The organism is Ruminococcus sp. AM26-12LB, from assembly GCF_003480785.1.
Lineage (GTDB): Bacteria > Bacillota > Clostridia > Lachnospirales > Lachnospiraceae > Blautia_A > Blautia_A fusiformis.
The window spans coordinates 97,191-115,756 of the sequence record NZ_QUJX01000012.1 but is presented as its reverse complement, the minus strand read 5'-3'; the positions used below and the strand labels follow the sequence as shown (position 1 = coordinate 115,756).

At 44.8% G+C, this 18,566-nt stretch carries 16 protein-coding genes, 1 tRNA gene and 1 pseudogene; 2 read left to right on the top strand and 16 right to left on the bottom strand.

The annotated features are described in order from the left end of the window. Window positions 1-132: 132 nt before the first annotated feature. The 4 genes from DW694_RS10590 to DW694_RS10575 form a co-directional block, all read right to left on the bottom strand. Complete coding sequence (locus DW694_RS10590; RefSeq protein ID WP_022426477.1) at window positions 133-729, bottom strand: zinc dependent phospholipase C family protein; 597 nt, start codon at window positions 727-729, stop codon at window positions 133-135. 188 nt (window positions 730-917) lie between these two features. Continuing rightward, on the bottom strand, window positions 918-1,544 hold the full coding sequence (locus DW694_RS16950; RefSeq protein WP_182465495.1) for a hypothetical protein: 627 nt from the start codon (window positions 1,542-1,544) through the stop codon (window positions 918-920). Between the two features lie 91 nt (window positions 1,545-1,635). Next, window positions 1,636-2,649, bottom strand: a complete 1,014-nt coding sequence (locus DW694_RS10580) for a uroporphyrinogen decarboxylase family protein (RefSeq protein ID WP_092068993.1) — start codon at window positions 2,647-2,649, stop codon at window positions 1,636-1,638. A 54-nt stretch (window positions 2,650-2,703) separates the two neighbouring features. Continuing rightward, window positions 2,704-4,104 carry an MFS transporter gene (locus tag DW694_RS10575; protein ID WP_118752966.1) on the bottom strand — a complete coding sequence of 467 codons (1,401 nt, stop codon included), beginning with the start codon at window positions 4,102-4,104 and terminating at the stop codon, window positions 2,704-2,706. Window positions 4,105-4,365: 261 nt separating this feature from the next. Here DW694_RS10575 and DW694_RS10570 point away from each other — a divergent pair, with 261 nt between their 5' ends. Next, entirely contained in the window at window positions 4,366-5,946 is a 1,581-nt protein-coding gene (locus DW694_RS10570; protein ID WP_118752965.1) for a helix-turn-helix domain-containing protein, read from the top strand. A gap of 21 nt (window positions 5,947-5,967) precedes the next feature. Here DW694_RS10570 and DW694_RS10565 read toward each other — a convergent pair whose 3' ends face one another. The 8 genes and pseudogenes from DW694_RS10565 to DW694_RS10530 form a co-directional block, all read right to left on the bottom strand. Continuing rightward, complete coding sequence (locus DW694_RS10565) at window positions 5,968-6,750, bottom strand: arylamine N-acetyltransferase (RefSeq protein ID WP_118752964.1); 783 nt, start codon at window positions 6,748-6,750, stop codon at window positions 5,968-5,970. 15 nt (window positions 6,751-6,765) lie between these two features. Further along, window positions 6,766-7,305: a DUF2284 domain-containing protein gene (locus DW694_RS10560; RefSeq protein WP_110102179.1), complete on the bottom strand. Its 540-nt coding sequence runs from the start codon at window positions 7,303-7,305 to the stop codon at window positions 6,766-6,768. Between the two features lie 16 nt (window positions 7,306-7,321). After that, the gene (locus DW694_RS10555; protein WP_286187022.1) at window positions 7,322-9,022 is read right to left on the bottom strand and encodes an ASKHA domain-containing protein; all 1,701 of its coding nucleotides are present in this window, start codon (window positions 9,020-9,022) and stop codon (window positions 7,322-7,324) included. Between the two features lie 91 nt (window positions 9,023-9,113). After that, window positions 9,114-9,746, bottom strand: a complete 633-nt coding sequence (locus DW694_RS10550) for a corrinoid protein (protein ID WP_015524728.1) — start codon at window positions 9,744-9,746, stop codon at window positions 9,114-9,116. 54 nt (window positions 9,747-9,800) lie between these two features. Continuing rightward, window positions 9,801-10,616, bottom strand: coding sequence for a methyltetrahydrofolate cobalamin methyltransferase (locus DW694_RS10545; RefSeq protein WP_021650848.1), 816 nt, complete (start codon window positions 10,614-10,616; stop codon window positions 9,801-9,803). 326 nt (window positions 10,617-10,942) lie between these two features. Beyond that, a complete protein-coding gene (metA, locus tag DW694_RS10540; protein WP_118752962.1) occupies window positions 10,943-11,875 on the bottom strand; it encodes a homoserine O-succinyltransferase in 933 nt (310 codons plus the stop codon). A gap of 91 nt (window positions 11,876-11,966) precedes the next feature. Beyond that, on the bottom strand, window positions 11,967-13,928 hold the full coding sequence (ligA, locus tag DW694_RS10535; RefSeq protein WP_118752961.1) for an NAD-dependent DNA ligase LigA: 1,962 nt from the start codon (window positions 13,926-13,928) through the stop codon (window positions 11,967-11,969). Between the two features lie 85 nt (window positions 13,929-14,013). Continuing rightward, window positions 14,014-14,664, bottom strand: a pseudogene (locus DW694_RS10530) (pseudouridine synthase); the annotation flags it as partial. Between the two features lie 112 nt (window positions 14,665-14,776). Here DW694_RS10530 and DW694_RS10525 point away from each other — a divergent pair. Next, the gene (locus DW694_RS10525) at window positions 14,777-15,313 is read left to right on the top strand and encodes a cell wall-binding protein (protein WP_118752960.1); all 537 of its coding nucleotides are present in this window, start codon (window positions 14,777-14,779) and stop codon (window positions 15,311-15,313) included. A 65-nt stretch (window positions 15,314-15,378) separates the two neighbouring features. On the opposite strand, the gene DW694_RS10520 is transcribed toward DW694_RS10525, so the two are convergent. From DW694_RS10520 to DW694_RS10505, 4 genes are all read right to left on the bottom strand, one after another. Continuing rightward, a complete protein-coding gene (locus DW694_RS10520) occupies window positions 15,379-16,299 on the bottom strand; it encodes an SH3 domain-containing protein (protein ID WP_022426066.1) in 921 nt (306 codons plus the stop codon). Window positions 16,300-16,356: 57 nt separating this feature from the next. Continuing rightward, window positions 16,357-16,428: transfer RNA gene (locus DW694_RS10515), tRNA-Arg, on the bottom strand. A 207-nt stretch (window positions 16,429-16,635) separates the two neighbouring features. Beyond that, window positions 16,636-17,466, bottom strand: a complete 831-nt coding sequence (locus DW694_RS10510) for a hypothetical protein (protein ID WP_118752959.1) — start codon at window positions 17,464-17,466, stop codon at window positions 16,636-16,638. 34 nt (window positions 17,467-17,500) lie between these two features. Then, complete coding sequence (locus tag DW694_RS10505; RefSeq protein WP_092068974.1) at window positions 17,501-18,565, bottom strand: DUF6077 domain-containing protein; 1,065 nt, start codon at window positions 18,563-18,565, stop codon at window positions 17,501-17,503. Window position 18,566: the final 1 nt, after the last annotated feature.

The window sequence follows — 18,566 nt, the reverse complement described above, 5'->3', positions numbered from 1 at the left end:
CGTTCTGGTAGGATATCTCTTCCAATTCATCTTTTTTTCACTTTTTATTCATATTTTTGTAAGATTCTTTTTGGTTTACCATAACATAAAAAAGCCACAGCGTTCTCACACACTGCGGCTTTTTGTATACTGTCAGACAGTCACTGCCGGCTGTCCGCCCATATGAAACTGTTTTCTGACACAGAGCTGAAAAATCCCCTGTACAACCTGATAGCACACCCGAAGGATAAAACGAATGTCATCGGCAATGCACCGCGGGCTTTCCAGATAATATGCATGACGCTCACGGATATATTCCACAAGTTCCTCAAAGCTTTCAAACTGCTTTGCTTCTTCCAGCTGGCTGTCTGCTGCGCCGCTGAGGATACATTCTCTCAGGCGGTTCTTCAGCTCAGCTTCATAAGAATTATGTGCTGCAAGATTTCCTTTGTATGTTTTGTTATGAGGAAAAGTAAAATAATCAGCCATATAATGCATGACCTCACCGAATCTTCTCCAGTATACTCTGGCATTCTCTTCCTCCGGGTTCTTCTCGACAAGCGCCCTCATCTTATTCTGGAGATGATCAAATGTTCCGAAAAACTCATGTCTGGTGGTGAGAAATGATGGTTTCAGATCAGGCATGATATTGCCCAGGCAAAACGCTTTTCTGTGCTGCTGGAGACTGTACACCTCAGACATCTGGTCAGCCAGGTATCTGCCTAACAGTATATGTGATTTTTTACGCAATTTTTTCCCTCTTCCTTCTTTCCTGATCCAGATCCTGACCGGTCAACAGTAATTTGGTTCCGCCCGGTCCTCTTCTGGGATCCATAAATCATCCGTTTACCGGAACCAACTTTACTATAGCACTGTTTTTTCAAATAATCAAATAAAGATTATGTAAATTTAATCCAGATCAAAAAGCTGCCGCTGCTTCAGATCAATAGATGCCCAGACGGTACTTGTCTTCGGTTCTCCGTAAAGATAAACCGTGCTGGAAACCTGAGCAGCATATATAATTCACTTTTTGTTCCAATTCCTCCGTCAAGTCCAACACTGTTGTGCGCAGCTTCAACCAGGGTCTTTGCCCTATCTTCAGTAACTCCTCTGCCACGCATCTTTTTATCATGCCAGATCTTTCGGATCCCATTTACTCCAAGTGCGATCACATCTTTTGGCAATGGTGCTTTTTCAAGCACTGTCAGGCCGCTTATTGCATCAAATCGTGTGTATAATCCCAGATATTCCGGGAAATGTATTGCAAGCCATCTCTGAATCCTGTTTGCAGATATGTTGTGCTGCTTCATGATCCCGTCACGGCTGTATACCAGGTCTCTTATCAGAACTGCAATCTTTTTATTCTCAGTCTTAAGTGTCTCTGCCCAAAGGCTGAAAGAATTGAACCCTTCCAGATCGTTATGAAAAGAAAAAATACGTTTTGTAAGTTCGCGTCCTCTGTTATCAAAAGCTCTTGCATAATGTATCTGGCTTCCGATATCAACTCCGACAACCATTGTTGAATCTGTTACTTGCTCAATCTTTTCATTCTGTGTATAATTCATTTGGAACCTCCAGTGCTTGATTGTTTTGTTTACATCCGCCAAGATGCAACTCAATCATACCTTGAGGTTCTTTTTTATTCAATTGGCGCTTTTAATGAATTCCATATACCTCTTTATTATATTTTTCAATCTCGTCATCAATAATTGAATCTACATGAGGGAACAGACAACCGGGACCTCCATAGGTAATACATGGAATGAAATGTCCGTGTGGTGCATACTCCTCACATGCTCTTCTGACCTCCTTGCGAATCTCTTCTTCTGTGGAATCCACACGGTCTACAATCGAAGCATCGATTCCGCCCATAAGTGTCATTCTTCCGTTCAGCTGTTTCTGGAGCTTCGGAATATCATTCTGCGGAAGTGTTCCCTGCCAGATGTCAATCCCAAGATCAACCATATCCTCTATGATTGGTTCCATGAAGGAATCTGCGTGATGCATGATGATCACTCCATGGTCTTTCATATATTTATAGGATCTTTCATACTGTGGTTTGATAAATTCTCTCCATGTGTCCGGACTGATGAACAGGGACTGCTTGGAACCCCAGTCATCGTGGGAAAGGATGATATCCGGGTGGAGATTATCAACGATCAGCTTTGTAAGCTGGAAACGGTACTCCCCAATGGCATTGCAGAGATCCATCATATCCTCCGGCTCAAGAAGGAAGTTCACCAGCATATCCTCAAATCCCATCAGGAAGTGAAGCCTCTCAAAAACACCTGTAGGCATAAATGCCATGAAAAGGCTTCCTGAATCCTTTATCTCCTGTGCCTTCTGTTTAAATGGTTCCCATAAAGCCGGATCCGAGCACTGACCGACAATATCCGGGATCACCAGCTGCTCTTTCCATTCTGTGATATCATCAATGACCTTGTTGTCCTCTGTTACATGTGGCATTGCAGCCAGCTGTTCCTGAGGCCAGAGGATCTCAGTTCCGAAAAGATCCTTCATAGGTTCCATACCACGGTGACGGTTTCCACGCACATAATTATTTGCCGGGTTCGGCGGGTAAAAGGTCGCACCCTCATACTGTCTCAGAAGTCGTTCTGGCCTGCCGTCCTTTTTTATCGTTTCAAGTAAAATCTCCGATGCTTTCAACATAATGCTTCCTCCTTTATTATCCTGTGATCTTTCAAAATACCCGATCACTTATCTTTATGATCTTGCGTCAATCTCAGCCTGATACTGAAGAACCTTTTCCTTTGTGATCTTAAATCCAAACACCAGAAGCAGAAGACCTGCCAGACAGAAAATAGCAGGAACAAGTGCAAAGGAAATCGTCATTCCCTGACGGGCCGTTCCCTCAAGAACAACTCCGGATTTCCAGCCTACCGCCACAAGACAGGCGCTGAGGATCGTTCCTCTTAAGAATACGGCAATCTTCAGCGGAAGATTCTGTAATCCCATGATCCATCCGGATGCATCTTTTCCACTCTTCCATGTTGCATACACTACAGTGTCCGCATAAAGTGCAGGTGAAGCTGCAAAAGCCATACCATAGAAGAACTGGGCAAGTGTCATAAGGGCGATCACTGTCATTGCATTTCCATAGAAAATATATACAAGGAACAGTGATACTGCCATTCCTGCATAAGCAATGATCATAGTTGTACGGGACGATATTGCTTTTGCAATGTATCTCATGGAAAAAGCTCCGATGATGGCACCGATGGCAACACAGAGAAGATAAGTGGTCATCAGTTCCGGATTTCCCATTGCATCCCTGAAATAGTAAATAGCAGATGCTGCTGTTACAAATTTCACACACCATTTTGCAAGGTCTGCCAGCATCAGGACCATAAGAGGCGGATTCTGAAACAGGGAAGCAAACATCTCTCTGATCGTGATCTTTGTTTTGTCATTTTTCTTTCCTGCTGTTTCCGTTTCAATCTCTTCATAGCCTTCCGTCATCTTGAAATGGGCAAAATAGGTTACGACCATCAGAATACCCAGGCAGAAAGCTGCTGCTGCAAATTTATTTTTCTCACCGACATATCCGGCAAGAAGTGTTGCAAATGGAAGACCCATATAGGAAAACAACAGACCGCCTATGTTATTCCAGGTTGCCCTGGAGGATGCAAGCGTTGCTTTGTCTTCCGGTGTTTTACCAACAACACTGATCAGGGTTGCGTTGGCAACATAGCTGAAATTCCATGCCACATGAGATGCGATGGATGCGGCAATGATCACCACTGCCGAAAGCCATTCATTATCACTGACACGTATGAACATGAATGCGTACAGAAACGGCACCATCCACGGAACCATGATCAGCCAGGAACGATAGCGCCCCCATTTCTTTGCTTTTGTGCCATTGATGATTCCTCCGTAAAGCCAGGACAGACAGGCATCAACAATGGTAAATACGGAATTGATCACACCAGCTACACCAGCTGCAAAGCCTGCCAGATCCGTCAGAAATGTCATAAAGTAAAATGTCTCAATATTACTCATAAGAACAAATCCGGCATCACCAACACCAAAGAAATATTTCAGGGCATTTGTAAGACCCTTTTTCTGTTTCGGATCTTGTTTCGGTATTTCATTTTTACTCATTTTCTTTCCCCCTTCGCTGTTTTTTGTGGGGCCGGCCATTTCCACAACTTCACGTTACCTTTGATGGTTATAGTATAGTTGTTTTTTTCCTGTTCGTAAATCCGCACACTTCTTCATTCTTTCTCCAATGCTTCATACTTTTTGTACAGTTATTATTGTAAATATACACAAATAATTTCCTCTCCGTTTTCTTTTTATTTTCCGTCTAATATGTTATAATTTCCTATAAATACAAGGCTTTTATGAATTGGAGGAAATATTTTGAACAAAACAGATCATTTCGTGAATAGCCCGCATACCGGCTTCCATCTTAATCTCCAGATCATTGCTGACGATTTTGCGGAGAAAAAAGAGGATGTTTCCATCCTCTGCCGTGAAGACCCCCTGACGCTGGATGGTCTTCGCATATATCAGGCAGGAGCTCTGCTGAAGCCATGCTACCTTTATCTTGTCTTCGGCAATTCTCTTTCCGAAAGCTTCCTGCGATACCAGAACATCGCATTTGTAGTGGTGGGCTCCGGTGATCTTTCCTGCTTTTCCGAAAGCTGCAGGATCCTTCACATTAAGGGAACCCTTTCTTTTTCTGAGGTCTTCAACCAAATACAGCAGACCTTTGACAGGTATTCTGACTGGGACAGTAAACTCCAGCTTGCACTTGGAAGTATCGATCCGCTGAATGAGATGCTGGAAGCCAGTCTGGATATATTTCATAATCCGGTTTTTGCCCACGACACCAACTTCTATATCCTTTCTTCTCCCCGGCACGTAACCGGTATGTCTGAATGGGTCCATGACCAGCGTACAGGAAGACTCATCGCACCTTTAAGCCTAATTCAGGATTTCAAGCTTGACGCCGAATACCAGCGCACACTTATCACCCACGGCGCCAATATTTATTCCGAAGAGCTCCGTGGTTACCGTATCCTCTACATGAATCTCTGGGTCAGCGGCAATTATCAGGGCCGGCTTTGTGTGGATGAGCTCCAGACGGAGATACAGCCCGGACATTTTTCTGCTCTTGAGTATCTTGGCTCCTTTATCGAGCTGTGCATCCGTCGGCACAATCTGTTCCAAATTTCAATGGGAAATGACTCCCGGCAGTTTTTCACGGAGTATCTTTCCGGAAAGCTCACAGAACTACAGGCAGTTACCGATCAGATCCAGTATCTGAACTGGAATCGCCATGACCGGTATCTTGTACTTCGTCTGGAAACCCAGCAGCAGGATGACCGTATGCACTCCTCCATCGCCACACTGGGACACATTGAAGCCCAGATCCCGGAAGGTCTGGCCTTTACCTATCAGCAGGGAATCGTTGTGATCGTTAATCTGTCCTTTAAGCACTCTGTATCTTCCGATGTTATCAGTTCACTTGCGATCATCCTGCGCGAAGGGCTTTTTAAAATGGGGGTAAGCTCTGAATTTCGTGATTTTCTCCTGATCCCTCAGGGCTATATTCAGGCTGTTTCCGCCTTGCGCCTGGGCAAAAAAAGCCAGAGCATGGCCTGGTGCTATCATTTTGATGCTTATCTTCTGGAATATATACTTTCCCAGATCAGCCATCAGATCAGCCCCGAGCTTTTGGTCTCTTCACGGCTGGATGCACTGCAGAATTATGACCGAAAAAACAATACTGAGCTGTATCACACACTCAAGGTCTATCTGGAGCATGAACGCAATTCTCTTCAGACAGCCCGTGAACTTTTTATACACAGAAGTTCCCTGACCTACCGTCTGGAGCGCATCCAGAAGCTCACAAAGGTTGATCTGGATAATCCGAAAGACCGGCTTCTTCTGCAGCTCTGCTTTCTTCTGCAGGAAAAGGACCAGACTGTCACCTGACAACCTGGTCCTTTTTTCTGTTTATATCTGTAAAAACTCCAATCCGAAATAATGTTCCATCCATAGCCTGATGGTTTCTTCCGAATCACTTATTTTCGTTTCAATGGATCCATCTTCCTTCTGGATCGTAAGAACATCCCCAGTCAGCGCAACACTTCCTTCTGGTCTGCAGATGCTCACTACTCTTTTTCTGGTAAATAATACATCTGGAGATTTTGCACAATAGAAATTCAACAGTTCAAAATCTGCTTCTACTGTAGGAGTCTGTGAAAATCTGAGTATTGGCAGATATTTTTCTTCTTTCCTTCGTTCAACAAGTATCTCTCCGTTTGTATTTCCCGGCTTCATGTTAACACGGTACCATCCGTTTTTTTCTCTGTGGATACCATCCTTCATAAGAACCGGCTTCTTGGGACCGGGACCTCCGTATCCTACATCACAGTAATAGCTTCCTTCCTCAAAAATAACAAGGGTTGCCCGGTGCAGGACCGGCGGAAGCTCTTCCCGGTTCCACAATATCCTTACCGCCACAGGGATCACACGGAAATCCAAAGCTTTCAGAAGCTCATAAAACAATTTATTCAGCTCAAAGCAATATCCGCCTCGTTTTCTGACAATGATCTTCTCATAAATATCTTCCGACCTCAGAGAAGGAATCCTTCCCTCGTCAAAAACTTCCAGATTTTCAAAGGGAATACTGCAAAGATGAAGGTCCATTATCTTTTCCAGACATTTTTTATCTGTTCTTAATTCACCCTCATATCCGATCCTGTTCAGATATGCCTCCCGTTCTCTGTCATTCATTTTTTCACTCCTGTTCTATTCAAGAAGATAACAGCTGGTATAGGCGATCGTACAGGGACCATAATAGTATTCCAGACCATTTGCCTGGCATACCTGTGTTACCAGCATTCCATAGGCTTCCATCGAAGAAAATGCCTGTTCGGGGAAACGGCATGGAGCATCCGGATATGTACACGTTTTACATTTTGTACAGCACCCGGCCCCTATGGGGAGCATGCCCGGCCATCTTTCTCTGAGCATTTTTTCAAATTCATAAAAATTCTGTTTATGAACCGCTTCGGTCTCCATCATCGTCTCTCCGTCCAAAGGATCCTCCAGTTTCCCCACTGTCTGGACAATAATGCCTTCCCTGTACTTTTCTATCTTTTTTCTGCATACTTCAAGATCTCCGCATCCGGGAGGACAGCTCCAGCGTTTTGCATACATATGGCAGGTATTATTTTTGCACATTTCCCTTACCTCCGGCATAAGCTGGATCGAATCGCTCTTCAGAAGTGCTACATAAGAAAATCCTGCCTTTTTTCCCATCTCTTCCAGTTCTTTTATATTAAGCATATCCATTCTCCTCGCATTACGGAAAGCATAAGCCATCCACAAAACAGTCCTGGAACTCCGGCGAAGCTGCCAGCTCCACAAAATCCATATTTTTGACAGTCCGATCCATTTCTTTTCTTTCCTCTTCATTCAGAAGCGCGATCCTGGCACCTTCTCCTGCTGCATTTCCCACCGGCTGTATCCTGGGCAGCAGCTCAGCCGGGAACATCCCGATCGCCGCCGCACTTTCCGGATTCATGTAATTGCCGAATGCACCGGCAAGATAGACCCGTTTAATATCCTTTTCTGTGATCTCCAGTCTTTTCATAAGAAGAAAGATTCCCGCTGCGATAGCCGCTTTTGCCAGCTGTACCTCTCCGATATCCTTCTGTGTCAGATAAACGCCCCTGTCATTTCCCGCCTTTTCCGGAGGTACCAGCACAAACACTCCCGCCTTTTCCTGGCCGCTTTCCAGATGACCACTTTCATCAATAAAGCCAGCCAGGTACAGCTGTGCCACAAGATCGATCAGACCTGAACCGCATAATCCTGCCGGAGCCTTATTTCCTATAGTCGTGTATTCCCATTTTCCATTTTTGCATACTACATGATCTATTGCTCCTGCTCCTCCACGCATCCCGCACTCGATCTTTGCACCTTCAAATGCCGGACCGGCAGCTGTTGAACAACAGGCTAATCTCGTTTTATTTCCAAGGACCATCTCCCCGTTCGTTCCAATATCGATCATAAGGCTGATCTCGTTCTGCTGATCCTGTCTGAGCGTCAAAATGCAGCCACAGGTATCTGCCCCTACATACCCGGCTATATCAGGCAGCATAAGCAGCTGCCCCTTTCTGTGGATATGGAGCCCATATTGCTCTGCATTCAGTGTAAGCCCCTGACTGATCGCCGGATTATACGGTGCATGGACCAGCGATGCCGGAGAAATCCCAAGAAAAAGATGATGCATGCAGGTATTTCCTACCACAGATACCTGACAGATATCTAATGTGCTTCTTCCTGCTTCCTCTGCCAGTTCCTGGAGCATTTCATCAACCGCATTCCGTATGCAGCCGGTCAGCTGCTCTACGCCATGCTCCAGAGCATGATCCGCCCGCATGATCACATCTGCGCCATACTGAGTCTGTGGGTTCATTCTGCTCTTGAGAGCCAGCTGCTTCCCGGTCAATGCATCCATAAGATAGCCGACCACCGTCGTTGTACCTATATCAAAAGCCGCAAAACAGATTTTTTTTTCTTCCCTGCTGATATCCAGGATCTCATTTCCTGCACAGATCACATACCATTCTTCTGCTTCTTTTCTGCAGCCGTAAAGCTTCGATGCAATTTCAGTATCAGGCAGAACAGGTTTTTCCACATCCAGCTGTTCTGTCAGCCGCTCCCATTCAGAGCGGTTGTCTCCTGTCTCCGGTTTCTTAAGAATCACTTTTTTCTGTTTCAGATCAGGCCTGAACGCAACCGGTCTCTGCATTCCTTCTGTAAGGATCTCCTCTTCCTGGCATCCGGACAATGTATCTACTTCAAGGTCACTGTGGATTTCCGTCTGACATGCAAGCACCATGTGATCTTCTATTTTAACACGACATTTCCCACACTTTCCCCGGCCTCCGCAAGGTGCATCAGGAACCAGCTTTGCTTTTCTTTCCGCCTCAAGGATCCTGGTACCCGGTTCCACCAGGATCTCCTTTTCCTCCCTGATAAATTTTATTCGGTACATTTTCATCCCTCCGATGGTCACTGTAAAGCAAAAGCCGCTCTGCCGTCTATGCCATGCACAGACAATACAGAGCGGCCCGTTTTATTTTCCCTTATGCTGCCAAAGCTTTTGCAAGAACTGCTGCGCTTGCTGCATCTTCTGAATATCCATCTGCGCCGATCTCATCTGCAAACTCCTTCGTGATCGGTGCTCCTCCAACCATGATCTTAACATTGCTTCTGAAATCTTCCGCATTAAGTGCTGCAACTGTATCCTTCAGAGCCGGCATTGTAGTTGTGAGCAGCGCTGAAAGTGCAATTACCTTAACATCCGGATTTTCTTTGTAACATTCAATAACCTTCGATGCAGGTACATCAACACCGAGATCAATAACTTCAAAGCCGGCACTTTCGATCATCATTGCAACAAGATTCTTTCCGATATCATGAAGATCTCCTGCTACAGTAGCGATGATAAGTTTTCCCATACTTCCTGTAGCGCCGGATGCAAGATGCGGTTTCAGAACCTCAACACCCTTTTTCATTGCACGAGCTGCTACCAGCATTTCCGGAACAAAGATTTCTCCGTTCTTAAATCTTTCACCTACAACAGCCATTGCATCGATCATGCTGTTAAGAATCTCTGTTGCCTCACAGCCTTCATCAAGAGCTGACTGTACAGCTGCACCTACAAGTTTTGCTTTTCCTTTTTCTACCAATTCTGCTACTTCTGTGATTTTTGACATAATCAAACACCTCCGCTTTTTATTTTTTATCCGCATTCCGCATATGCGTTTTATTTATTTTTTTACAGGTCCGATCAGACCTTCTCTGTATGCTCCAATGTATTCCATACAGTAATCATCCAGACCAAGCAATGCCTCTGTTGCATATACAAGTCCAAGCATATCTCTGTTTGTAGGATCCATGATCGCACTGTCAAGGCCGGCATTCATTGCAAGTACCACAAATCCGAAATTGATAAGCTTACGTACCGGCAGATTGAAGGAAATGTTGCTGATCGCCGCTGTAATGTGGATCATCGGATACTGTTTACGGACACTTGAAATTACTTCCACGTTCATCGCAATACCATCTTCAGATGTACAGAGCATCTCAACCAATGGATCAATATGGATACGATCCGGTGAAATTCCGTACTCTTTCGCTTTTGCCATGATCTTGTCAAATACCTTCAGCCTGTCTTCCGCACTTTTGGGGATACCTGTATCATCGCTTAGAAGCGCGATAACCTGCCACCCTTTATTTTCAGGCTGTGCCATAAGAGGAAAAATCTTATCGATCTTATCCCCTTCACCAGATACAGAGTTAAAAATACCCGGTTTTCTGCAGAATTTGTAAGCTTCTGTAAGAACATCTGCGCTGGGACTGTCTACGGAAATCGGAAGATCTGTCACTTCCTGAATACAGTCGATCATCCATTTCAAGGTTTCTACTTCTTCTGCTTCCGGAACAGATGCGCAACAATCGATATAGCTTGCTCCTGAGTTTGCCTGAGCAAGTGCCCGCTGCTTGATGAATTCTGCATCTCTGTTTGCGATCGCCTCCGCCACAGAGGGGATGGATCCATTGATTTTTTCACCTATGATTATCATACTATTTATCCTCCCGTTAACATATTCTGGCCTGCATCAAGAATTGTTACTGTCCATTCCGTTCTCAGTAACACGCTACGCAGAATATTACCAATGAACAGTAACCAAGAATTCTTATTTCAGTTCCATGTCTTTTATATAATGATTGTATCAAAATAAATGCAAAAGACCAGCCGCATTTCATACCATAAACATTGCATTTATTCCTACATTTTGTAGGAATGTTTTTCAGGAAAGACCTTCGTAAGCAGCAATCTAAAATAAGCCCATAAATCATAGCTTTGTCTACGATTTATGAGCTTATGCTAACACTTATTTCATATTCCTTAAATTTCCCTGAAATCCGGTGTCCCGTACAGGTCATACGGAGTACTCTGGTATACGTAATAATTCAACCAGTTCGTATACAGGTTGTTGGCATGGGCCCTCCAGGTGAGGAGTGGTTTGTTGTTTGGATCGTCATCTTTGTAATAGTTCTTCGGGATTTCAATAGGCAGACCCTTGGCAAGGTCTCTTTTATATTCGCCATCCAAAGTCACGCGGTCGTATTCCGGATGTCCCATAACAAAGATTTTACGTCCTCCCTCTGCCATTGCAAGGAACAGACCAGCCTCTTCGCTTTCCGCCAGGACCGTAAGGTCTTTGCATGCATGGATATCTGCAATAGGAACTTCTGTGTGTCTGGAATGCGGCGCAAGAAATACATCATCAAAGCCCCGGACCAGAGGGATCTTACGGTTCAGTACCCTGTGCTGGAAAAGTCCGAACATTTTCTTATCCAGAGGTTTTTTCTCCAGGCCATAAAAATGATAAAGACTGGCCTGCGCTGCCCAACAGAGAAAGATCGTGGAAGTCACATGCTTCTCAGTCCAATCCATGATCTCAGTCAGCTCATTCCAGTAATCCACTTCCTCAAAAGGCATCTGCTCCACCGGTGCTCCTGTGATGATCATTCCATCAAATTTACTTTTCTTTATATCGGTGAATGTTTCATAAAACTTGTTCAGATGGCTGAGAGATGTATTCTTGGCTTCATGGCTCTCCACAGCCATAAATGTCACATCCACCTGCAGCGGTGTATTGGAAAGAGAACGCAGAAGCTGCAACTCTGTTTCTTCTTTCAGCGGCATCAGATTCAGGATCAGAATCTGGATCGGACGGATATCCTGGTGCATGGCACGTTTTTCGTCCATTACAAATATATTTTCTCTCTCCAGGATCTCCTTTACCGGAAGATCCCCCTGTGTTTTGATCGGCATTGTTTGCCCTCCTTATATATGAAGCGTCTCTTATAAAGGAGCCGCTCGGCTTTTTTCTTCAGATAAAAAGTATCTCCAGTCTGTACGGCCTTTACTGCACTCCGGCAAGTTTCCGAAAATCTTCTTCTGAAAGGATCGGAATCCCCAGTTCTCTTGCCTTTTTGTTTTTGGATGAATTGGACTGGATGTCGTTATTGATCAGATAATTGGTCTTTTTGGTAACTGAACCGGTAACCTTGCCTCCCAGGGATTCGATCAGCTCTTTGGCCTCACTTCGATTTCCAAAGTGCACCAGACTTCCTGTGATTACAAAATTCATTCCTTCAAAGATCTGTTCCTGTTTGGGACTGTCCTCCTGAATATGAAGAAATCTCATCAGATGATCCAGGCGGCGATTATTATCCTCATCCCTAAAATAAGCTACCAGATTTCCGGCAATGACCGGCCCGATGGTATCAATATCACTGACCTCTTCCAGACTGGCATGACGTATCCTGTCCAGATTATTGTCAAAATGGCGGCAGATCACCTTTGCATTAGCCAGACCGATATTTGCGATCCCAAGACTGTAGATCACCCTTGGAAGTGTAGTCTCTTTCGCCCGTTCCAGACTTTCCATAAGATTATCATAGGATTTCTGCCCAAAGCCTTCCATTTCCACGATCTCATCTTTATACCGGCTGATCTCAAAAATATCGCCAAAATCATGGATAAATCCCCTGGCAATAAATTTCTCCAGTGTTGCCTCGGAAAGTCCGTCGATATTCATGGCATCCCTGCTTGTAAAAAGCCCAAAGGATTTGATCTTCTTGGCCGGGCATCCCGGATTGACGCAGAAAAGACATTCCACATCGTTTTCTTTCTTTACTATCGTTTCCTGTCCGCAGGCCGGGCAGGTATGCGGGATCGGTGCATTACCGCTTCCGGTCAGATTTTTCGCAATCTGAGGAATGATCATATTTGCTTTGTATACACGAATGGTATCTCCGATCCCCAGCTTCAGTTCCTTCATGATACTGATGTTATGCACACTGGCCCTGCTCACTGTGGTTCCTTCCAGTTCCACCGGCTCAAAAATTGCTACCGGATTGATCAGTCCGGTCCTGGACGGGCTCCACTCAATCTCCAGAAGTCTCGTATCACGCATCTCATCGGCCCATTTAAATGCCATGGCGTTCCTTGGAAACTTGGCCGTAGTTCCCAGAGATTCTCCGTAAGCAATATCATCATACAATGCCACAAGCCCATCTGACGGAAAATCATTGGTCGTAACTGCTTCCGCAAAGTAATCCATCGCTTCATCCAGAGTTTCCGCTGTGACTTTTCGATATTCCACAACTTCAAAGCCCTGTTCATTCAGCCACCGGAACTGCACCTCCCTGGAATTCCGGAAATCCACGCCTTCCGCACTCACTAAAGAAAAAGCATAAAACCGTACGTTTCTCTTCGCTGTAATTTCGTTATTCAGCTGGCGGACAGAACCACTGCAGAGATTTCTGGGATTTTTGTATTTGGCATCTGCATCTCCGATGGTTTCGTTGATCTTTTCAAAATCCGAATAGGTAATGATGGCTTCTCCGCGAAGTACCAGTCTCCCTTTAAAAGAAATTTTCAAAGGTATGTTCTTAAATACTCTGGCATTATTGGTAATAACCTCTCCCACAATACCATTTCCTCTGGTAACTGCCTTTATAAGCTCTCCGTTTTCATAGGTAAGCACGATCGTTAAGCCATCCAGCTTCCAGGATAAAAGTGTAGGATGTTCCCCGATAAACTCTCTCAAAGCTTCTCTCTCTTTGGTCTTATCCAGAGACAGCATCGGTCTCTCATGTTCTTCCTTGGGGAGCTGCTCCACTGCCTCATATCCTACATTAACGGTTGGACTGTCTGCCAGAACGATCCCTGTTTCTTTCTCCAGTGCGTTCAGAGTGTCGTACAGGGCGTCGTACTCCACGTTGGACATGATCTCCCTGTCTTCCTGATAATAGGCCCTGGACGCTTCCCGGAGCTTTTCTCCCAGCTCTTTCATTTTTTTTATGGATGATTCGTTCATGGCTTCCTCCCGTCCTTTTTTCTGATTTTTCGGAGGAAAGCATCTCCTCCAGTTCTTTTCGTTCTTCCGGTCGGATCTCACGATATTTCCCCTCTTCCAGGCCATCAATATACAGATTCATGATCCGAACACGTTTCAGTGTTACGACTTTATATCCGAAATATTCACACATACGACGGATCTGGCGGTTCAGACCCTGGGTAAGGATGATACAAAAACTGTTCTTCCCTGTTTTTGTAACCTTGCAGGGACGTGTGACCGTATCAAGGATCGGCACTCCGCCGCCCATACCACGGATAAATTCTTCTGTCACCGGTTTATTCACGGTCACTTGATATTCCTTTTCATGGTAGTTCCCCGCCTTCATGATACGGTTCACCAGATCTCCTTCATTGGTAAGGAGAAGCAGTCCTTCGGAATCTTTATCCAGCCGTCCTATGGGATAGATCCGCACCGGATAATCCAGATATTCTGTTACTGTCATCTCATTCCGCTGCTGCTTGGTGCTGCAGACAATCCCTTTTGGTTTATGAAAAAGAAGCAGGATCTTTTTTTCCTGTTTTTTTACAGGCTTTCCGTCAATACAGATCTCCGCATCCGGAAGGATCTTCATTCCTGTGGAAACCAGTTCTCCATTAGCAGTAACTCTCCCCGCTTCTGTCAGTCGGTCTGCCTCTCTTCTTGAGCAGACTCCTATATCGCTTAAATATTTATTGATTCTGATTTTTTCGTCCATTGTTCTATTATATATTTTTTCTCATGCGTTCGCAACCGGTTATTTTTCTTGTATTTTCTTTCTCATTATTGTATGATAAACAGAAATATACTTAAATATCAGGAGGAAAAACATGTCAGAGCATACTCCACGTATGAACCGGCTGCTGATCTTTGTCGCTGTTTTCCTGTGTCTGATCTGCGGTATTCTCTTTACCCAGTCATCGGCCGGTCCTTTTGAAAGCAGCAGTACTTCCGTAGTTTCCATAAATACCAGCGATATTTCGACTATTGAACCAAGTTCAGATCGCGATCACCATACAGATGTATCGATATCTTCCGGCGCTCCCTCACCTTCCGCCACACCGTCTCCTGTTCCCACAGAGATTCCCGAAACAGAAAAGGTTTCGCCGGAGGCAGAAAACGGAGTCTGGACACCGGATGGCACCAACTGGAAATTTATGGTTGACGGAACCGCCTATACCGGATGGCTTACCGACACAGATGGTCATCGATATTATTTCAATAAGGACGGAATCATGCAGACCGGCTGGATCACCCTAGGCAAAAAACGTTATTATCTGGACGAAGACGGAATCATGCAGACCGGAACCATCACCGTAAATGGAAAAAAATACACATTGGCAGCAGACGGTTCACTCAAAAAATGATCTTTCGTTATATCAGAGCAACAAAAATGCAGGTTCTTCCGGAACCTGCATTTTATTAACCCTTATTATTCTAACAGACCACTATAGACATAACCGGTCTGTCCATCATAATCAACCTGTATCCAGTCGCCTTCCTGCCCTTTCTTTTCAACTTCCGTTCCTGCAGAAAAACCACCGATAACCTCACCCTCTGAATCTGCGGAAGCACGAACATTACAATCCTCTGTAACTGTAAGCATTGTTCCTGCATCTGCGGAAGCACTGGCATCTTCACCAAGGCCCTGAAGGAATTCTGCCAGAGAGGGATCACTCTCCTGCGCAGCTTCATAGTCCGTCTTTACCTTTGTGATAAGCTCCTGCACATCCTTCTCAGATTCCAGTTTTTTCACATAGGCACTGATATCTGCATCGTCATCAGCACCACCTTTGATCTTCAGATTGCCGTCACTGCCCGTCTCCACATAAAACTGGCTCAGTGCCGGAACCGGAGTCTCAATTCCAGTACAGATATAATTAAAGACTACATAAACGACATACGAATCGTCCGTCAGTCCCTTCTTAGCGTAAACATTCTGTACCTCATACCCATCAATATAATCCCTTGAATTAATCTGCGACTCATCAGCCGGCGTAAATCCGTCCTCAATCGTCTTAAGTGTTGCAATGTCTTTTTCCCCAAAAGCTTTATAATAGCTCTGAATCAGCTCGGTTACTTCCGTGCTGGCTTTTTCCATGGTTGTCTCCGCATCCGTATCTGCCGCGGAACTGGCGTCTTTCTTCTCGTCTGTCTCCCCATCATTTGCCGGAGAAGAAGGATCATTTTCCTGGTTACTTTGGGCTGTTGTCTGATCTTTATTGGAATTCCCCTTCTTACCTCCAACACAGGCGCGGACGCCAAAGATCAGAACAAGCACGATCACCAGAATGGCTCCGCCTAACATAAAATAGCGAAGGTTATCTGATAACCATTCTCTGAAATCATCCAAGTTCTTGTCCTCCTTATCATAACAACACGCCGGAACAATTCCCACTGTTCCGGGTAACACACCTGAAGGGAATCGAACCCCCGCACATGGTACCGGAAACCACTGCTCTATCCACTGAGCTACAGGTGCATAATGAAAAACATAACTTCTAAATTCAGGTATGAAATTATCAAAGTAGGTTTACACTGTTTATGATTTTAACACAAATCCATGAAATTGTAAAGATTTTTTTAAACAGTACATATTCATCACACATTTTATGGTTGCTGTTCACTCCGTTCTCCGTATCGTTTTACGCACTTTAGTCATTTTTCCAGGCCAGAAGGGCGAACATATTCACCCTTCAAACCTGTATACCACATATTTTTCTGTCTGTGCAATAGGGGTACATCCTGCCTGACGGATATAGTCATGATTTGTAAGATCTACCGGAAGAACGAGATAATCGGTTTCCGTTCTTTTCAATACCTGCCGGAACTTATCGATCCCTACATCCATCTGATAACTGATCACATCCATGATCACTTTCTGGATCTGGTAGGCCTTGCTGTTTTCGTAGTTTCCTACCACAGTACTTCCTGCACGATACAGGATAAAATTACGATCCAGAACAAGGATCAGTGACGGATCATACTGTCTAGCCACCAGATTCAGCTCATTGTCAAAAACAACCTTGGGTTGTTCTTTATCGCAGTCCTGATGGATCACATCGCATACTGAGCGCAGCTCATTCGGGACTTTATAGATGTTTTCCGCCATCACATAATCTTTTGCAATGCCGGGAACAGGTGTCCCCGTAGTGACGATCACTGCCGCAAGGATCAGCGCTGTTACAGCCTTCAGCCATCGAAACCTTACCGCTTCTACGATCCGTACAGCATAATAGGCAGCACCCGGGATCACCGGAAGGATCCAGATAAAACGATAATATTCATTTTCAAAATGTACCTTTGGTATCACATATTTTACAAGAACCGGATTATATACCGTAAGTGCCAGAAAGACTAGATAATACAGGAACACTCTGGATTCTTTTCTCCTGCGGTAAAAAATATCCCAGAGTATACCTGCCAGAAAAAATACAGGCAGCATACAGCCACTCCAGTAATTTTCCATACAGATCTGCACAAAACGCAGTCCCAGTTCTTCGATCGTTACTCCCGCCATTTTCTTCTCCTATCCATAGTATCCTCCCAGTTTCCTATGATGCCGGAAATGCAATCCATCCAAGCTTCGCCGAAAAATAAACCAGGGCATACAAAAATCCCGGCAGCATACAAAGCGCATAGGGAATCGCGTAGGAAAGCTTTTTCTTCAGCACCATCACCGGAAGGATCGCCGTACTGACTACTGCAGGATAAATAAGGGAGGATCCTGAAAACGTCAACGCACTGACTGCAGCAATGAAAAGCAGCACCCAGCTCTCTTTATTTCTGCCATCTTTGTTGAGCCAGAGCCGTATACTTACCAGAAGCGCTGCCGGAATGGAAATATTTGCCAGCAGGGCCTTCCCTTCATAAACCCGCATAAACGCAAAGGTTCCTGTTGTATAGATAGAAAAAGAAAACAATTGCATCAGACACACAAAAAGAACCATCAGGTCTGCTTTTTTTTCATCTCCACGAAAAAAGCTTTTTCCGATCTGGTAGATCAGAAGATTGATCATCAGCATGTTGATCACAGACATCACGACCTTGGACTGAACGATCGGGTGGATGCCCAGAAGGACACACCACACCGCATTGTTCATCGGATATGCAGAAAGATCATAGCGGAGATTAAAATTTCTCTGGATAACACCGGTAAGCGGACTGTATCGGGCAAGAGTGTCTGTATACACGGAAGTGCTTACTGCACCAATATAATGTGTTGCATCTGCAGTAACGTCCTGATATGCAGCCACCAGAAAACACTGCAGGATCACTGCCGCAGCGGTCAAAAGCAGCAGCAGTGAATGCTTCCGAAATGTTTCTCCTATCCGGTCCAGCTGTCCCTTCCAAAGTTTATGCGCAAACAGGCATGCTGCCAGTACACAAGCTGCCATGATCACCATCCACAGATACGAAAAGGTACTCAGTTTTACCCATTTCAGTGTCATAGGAACTGCAAGTATCTCAAAAGCCGCAAAATACAGAAGATATCCCAAGACCAGTTCCATGGTTACTTCCGCCTTCATTTTCAGTATCCGTGTCAGCAGACTTCCTGCACAGAAAAATACCAGCAGTTCCAGGATCAGTCCGGCAATTGCCAGTATCAGCTCCTGCATT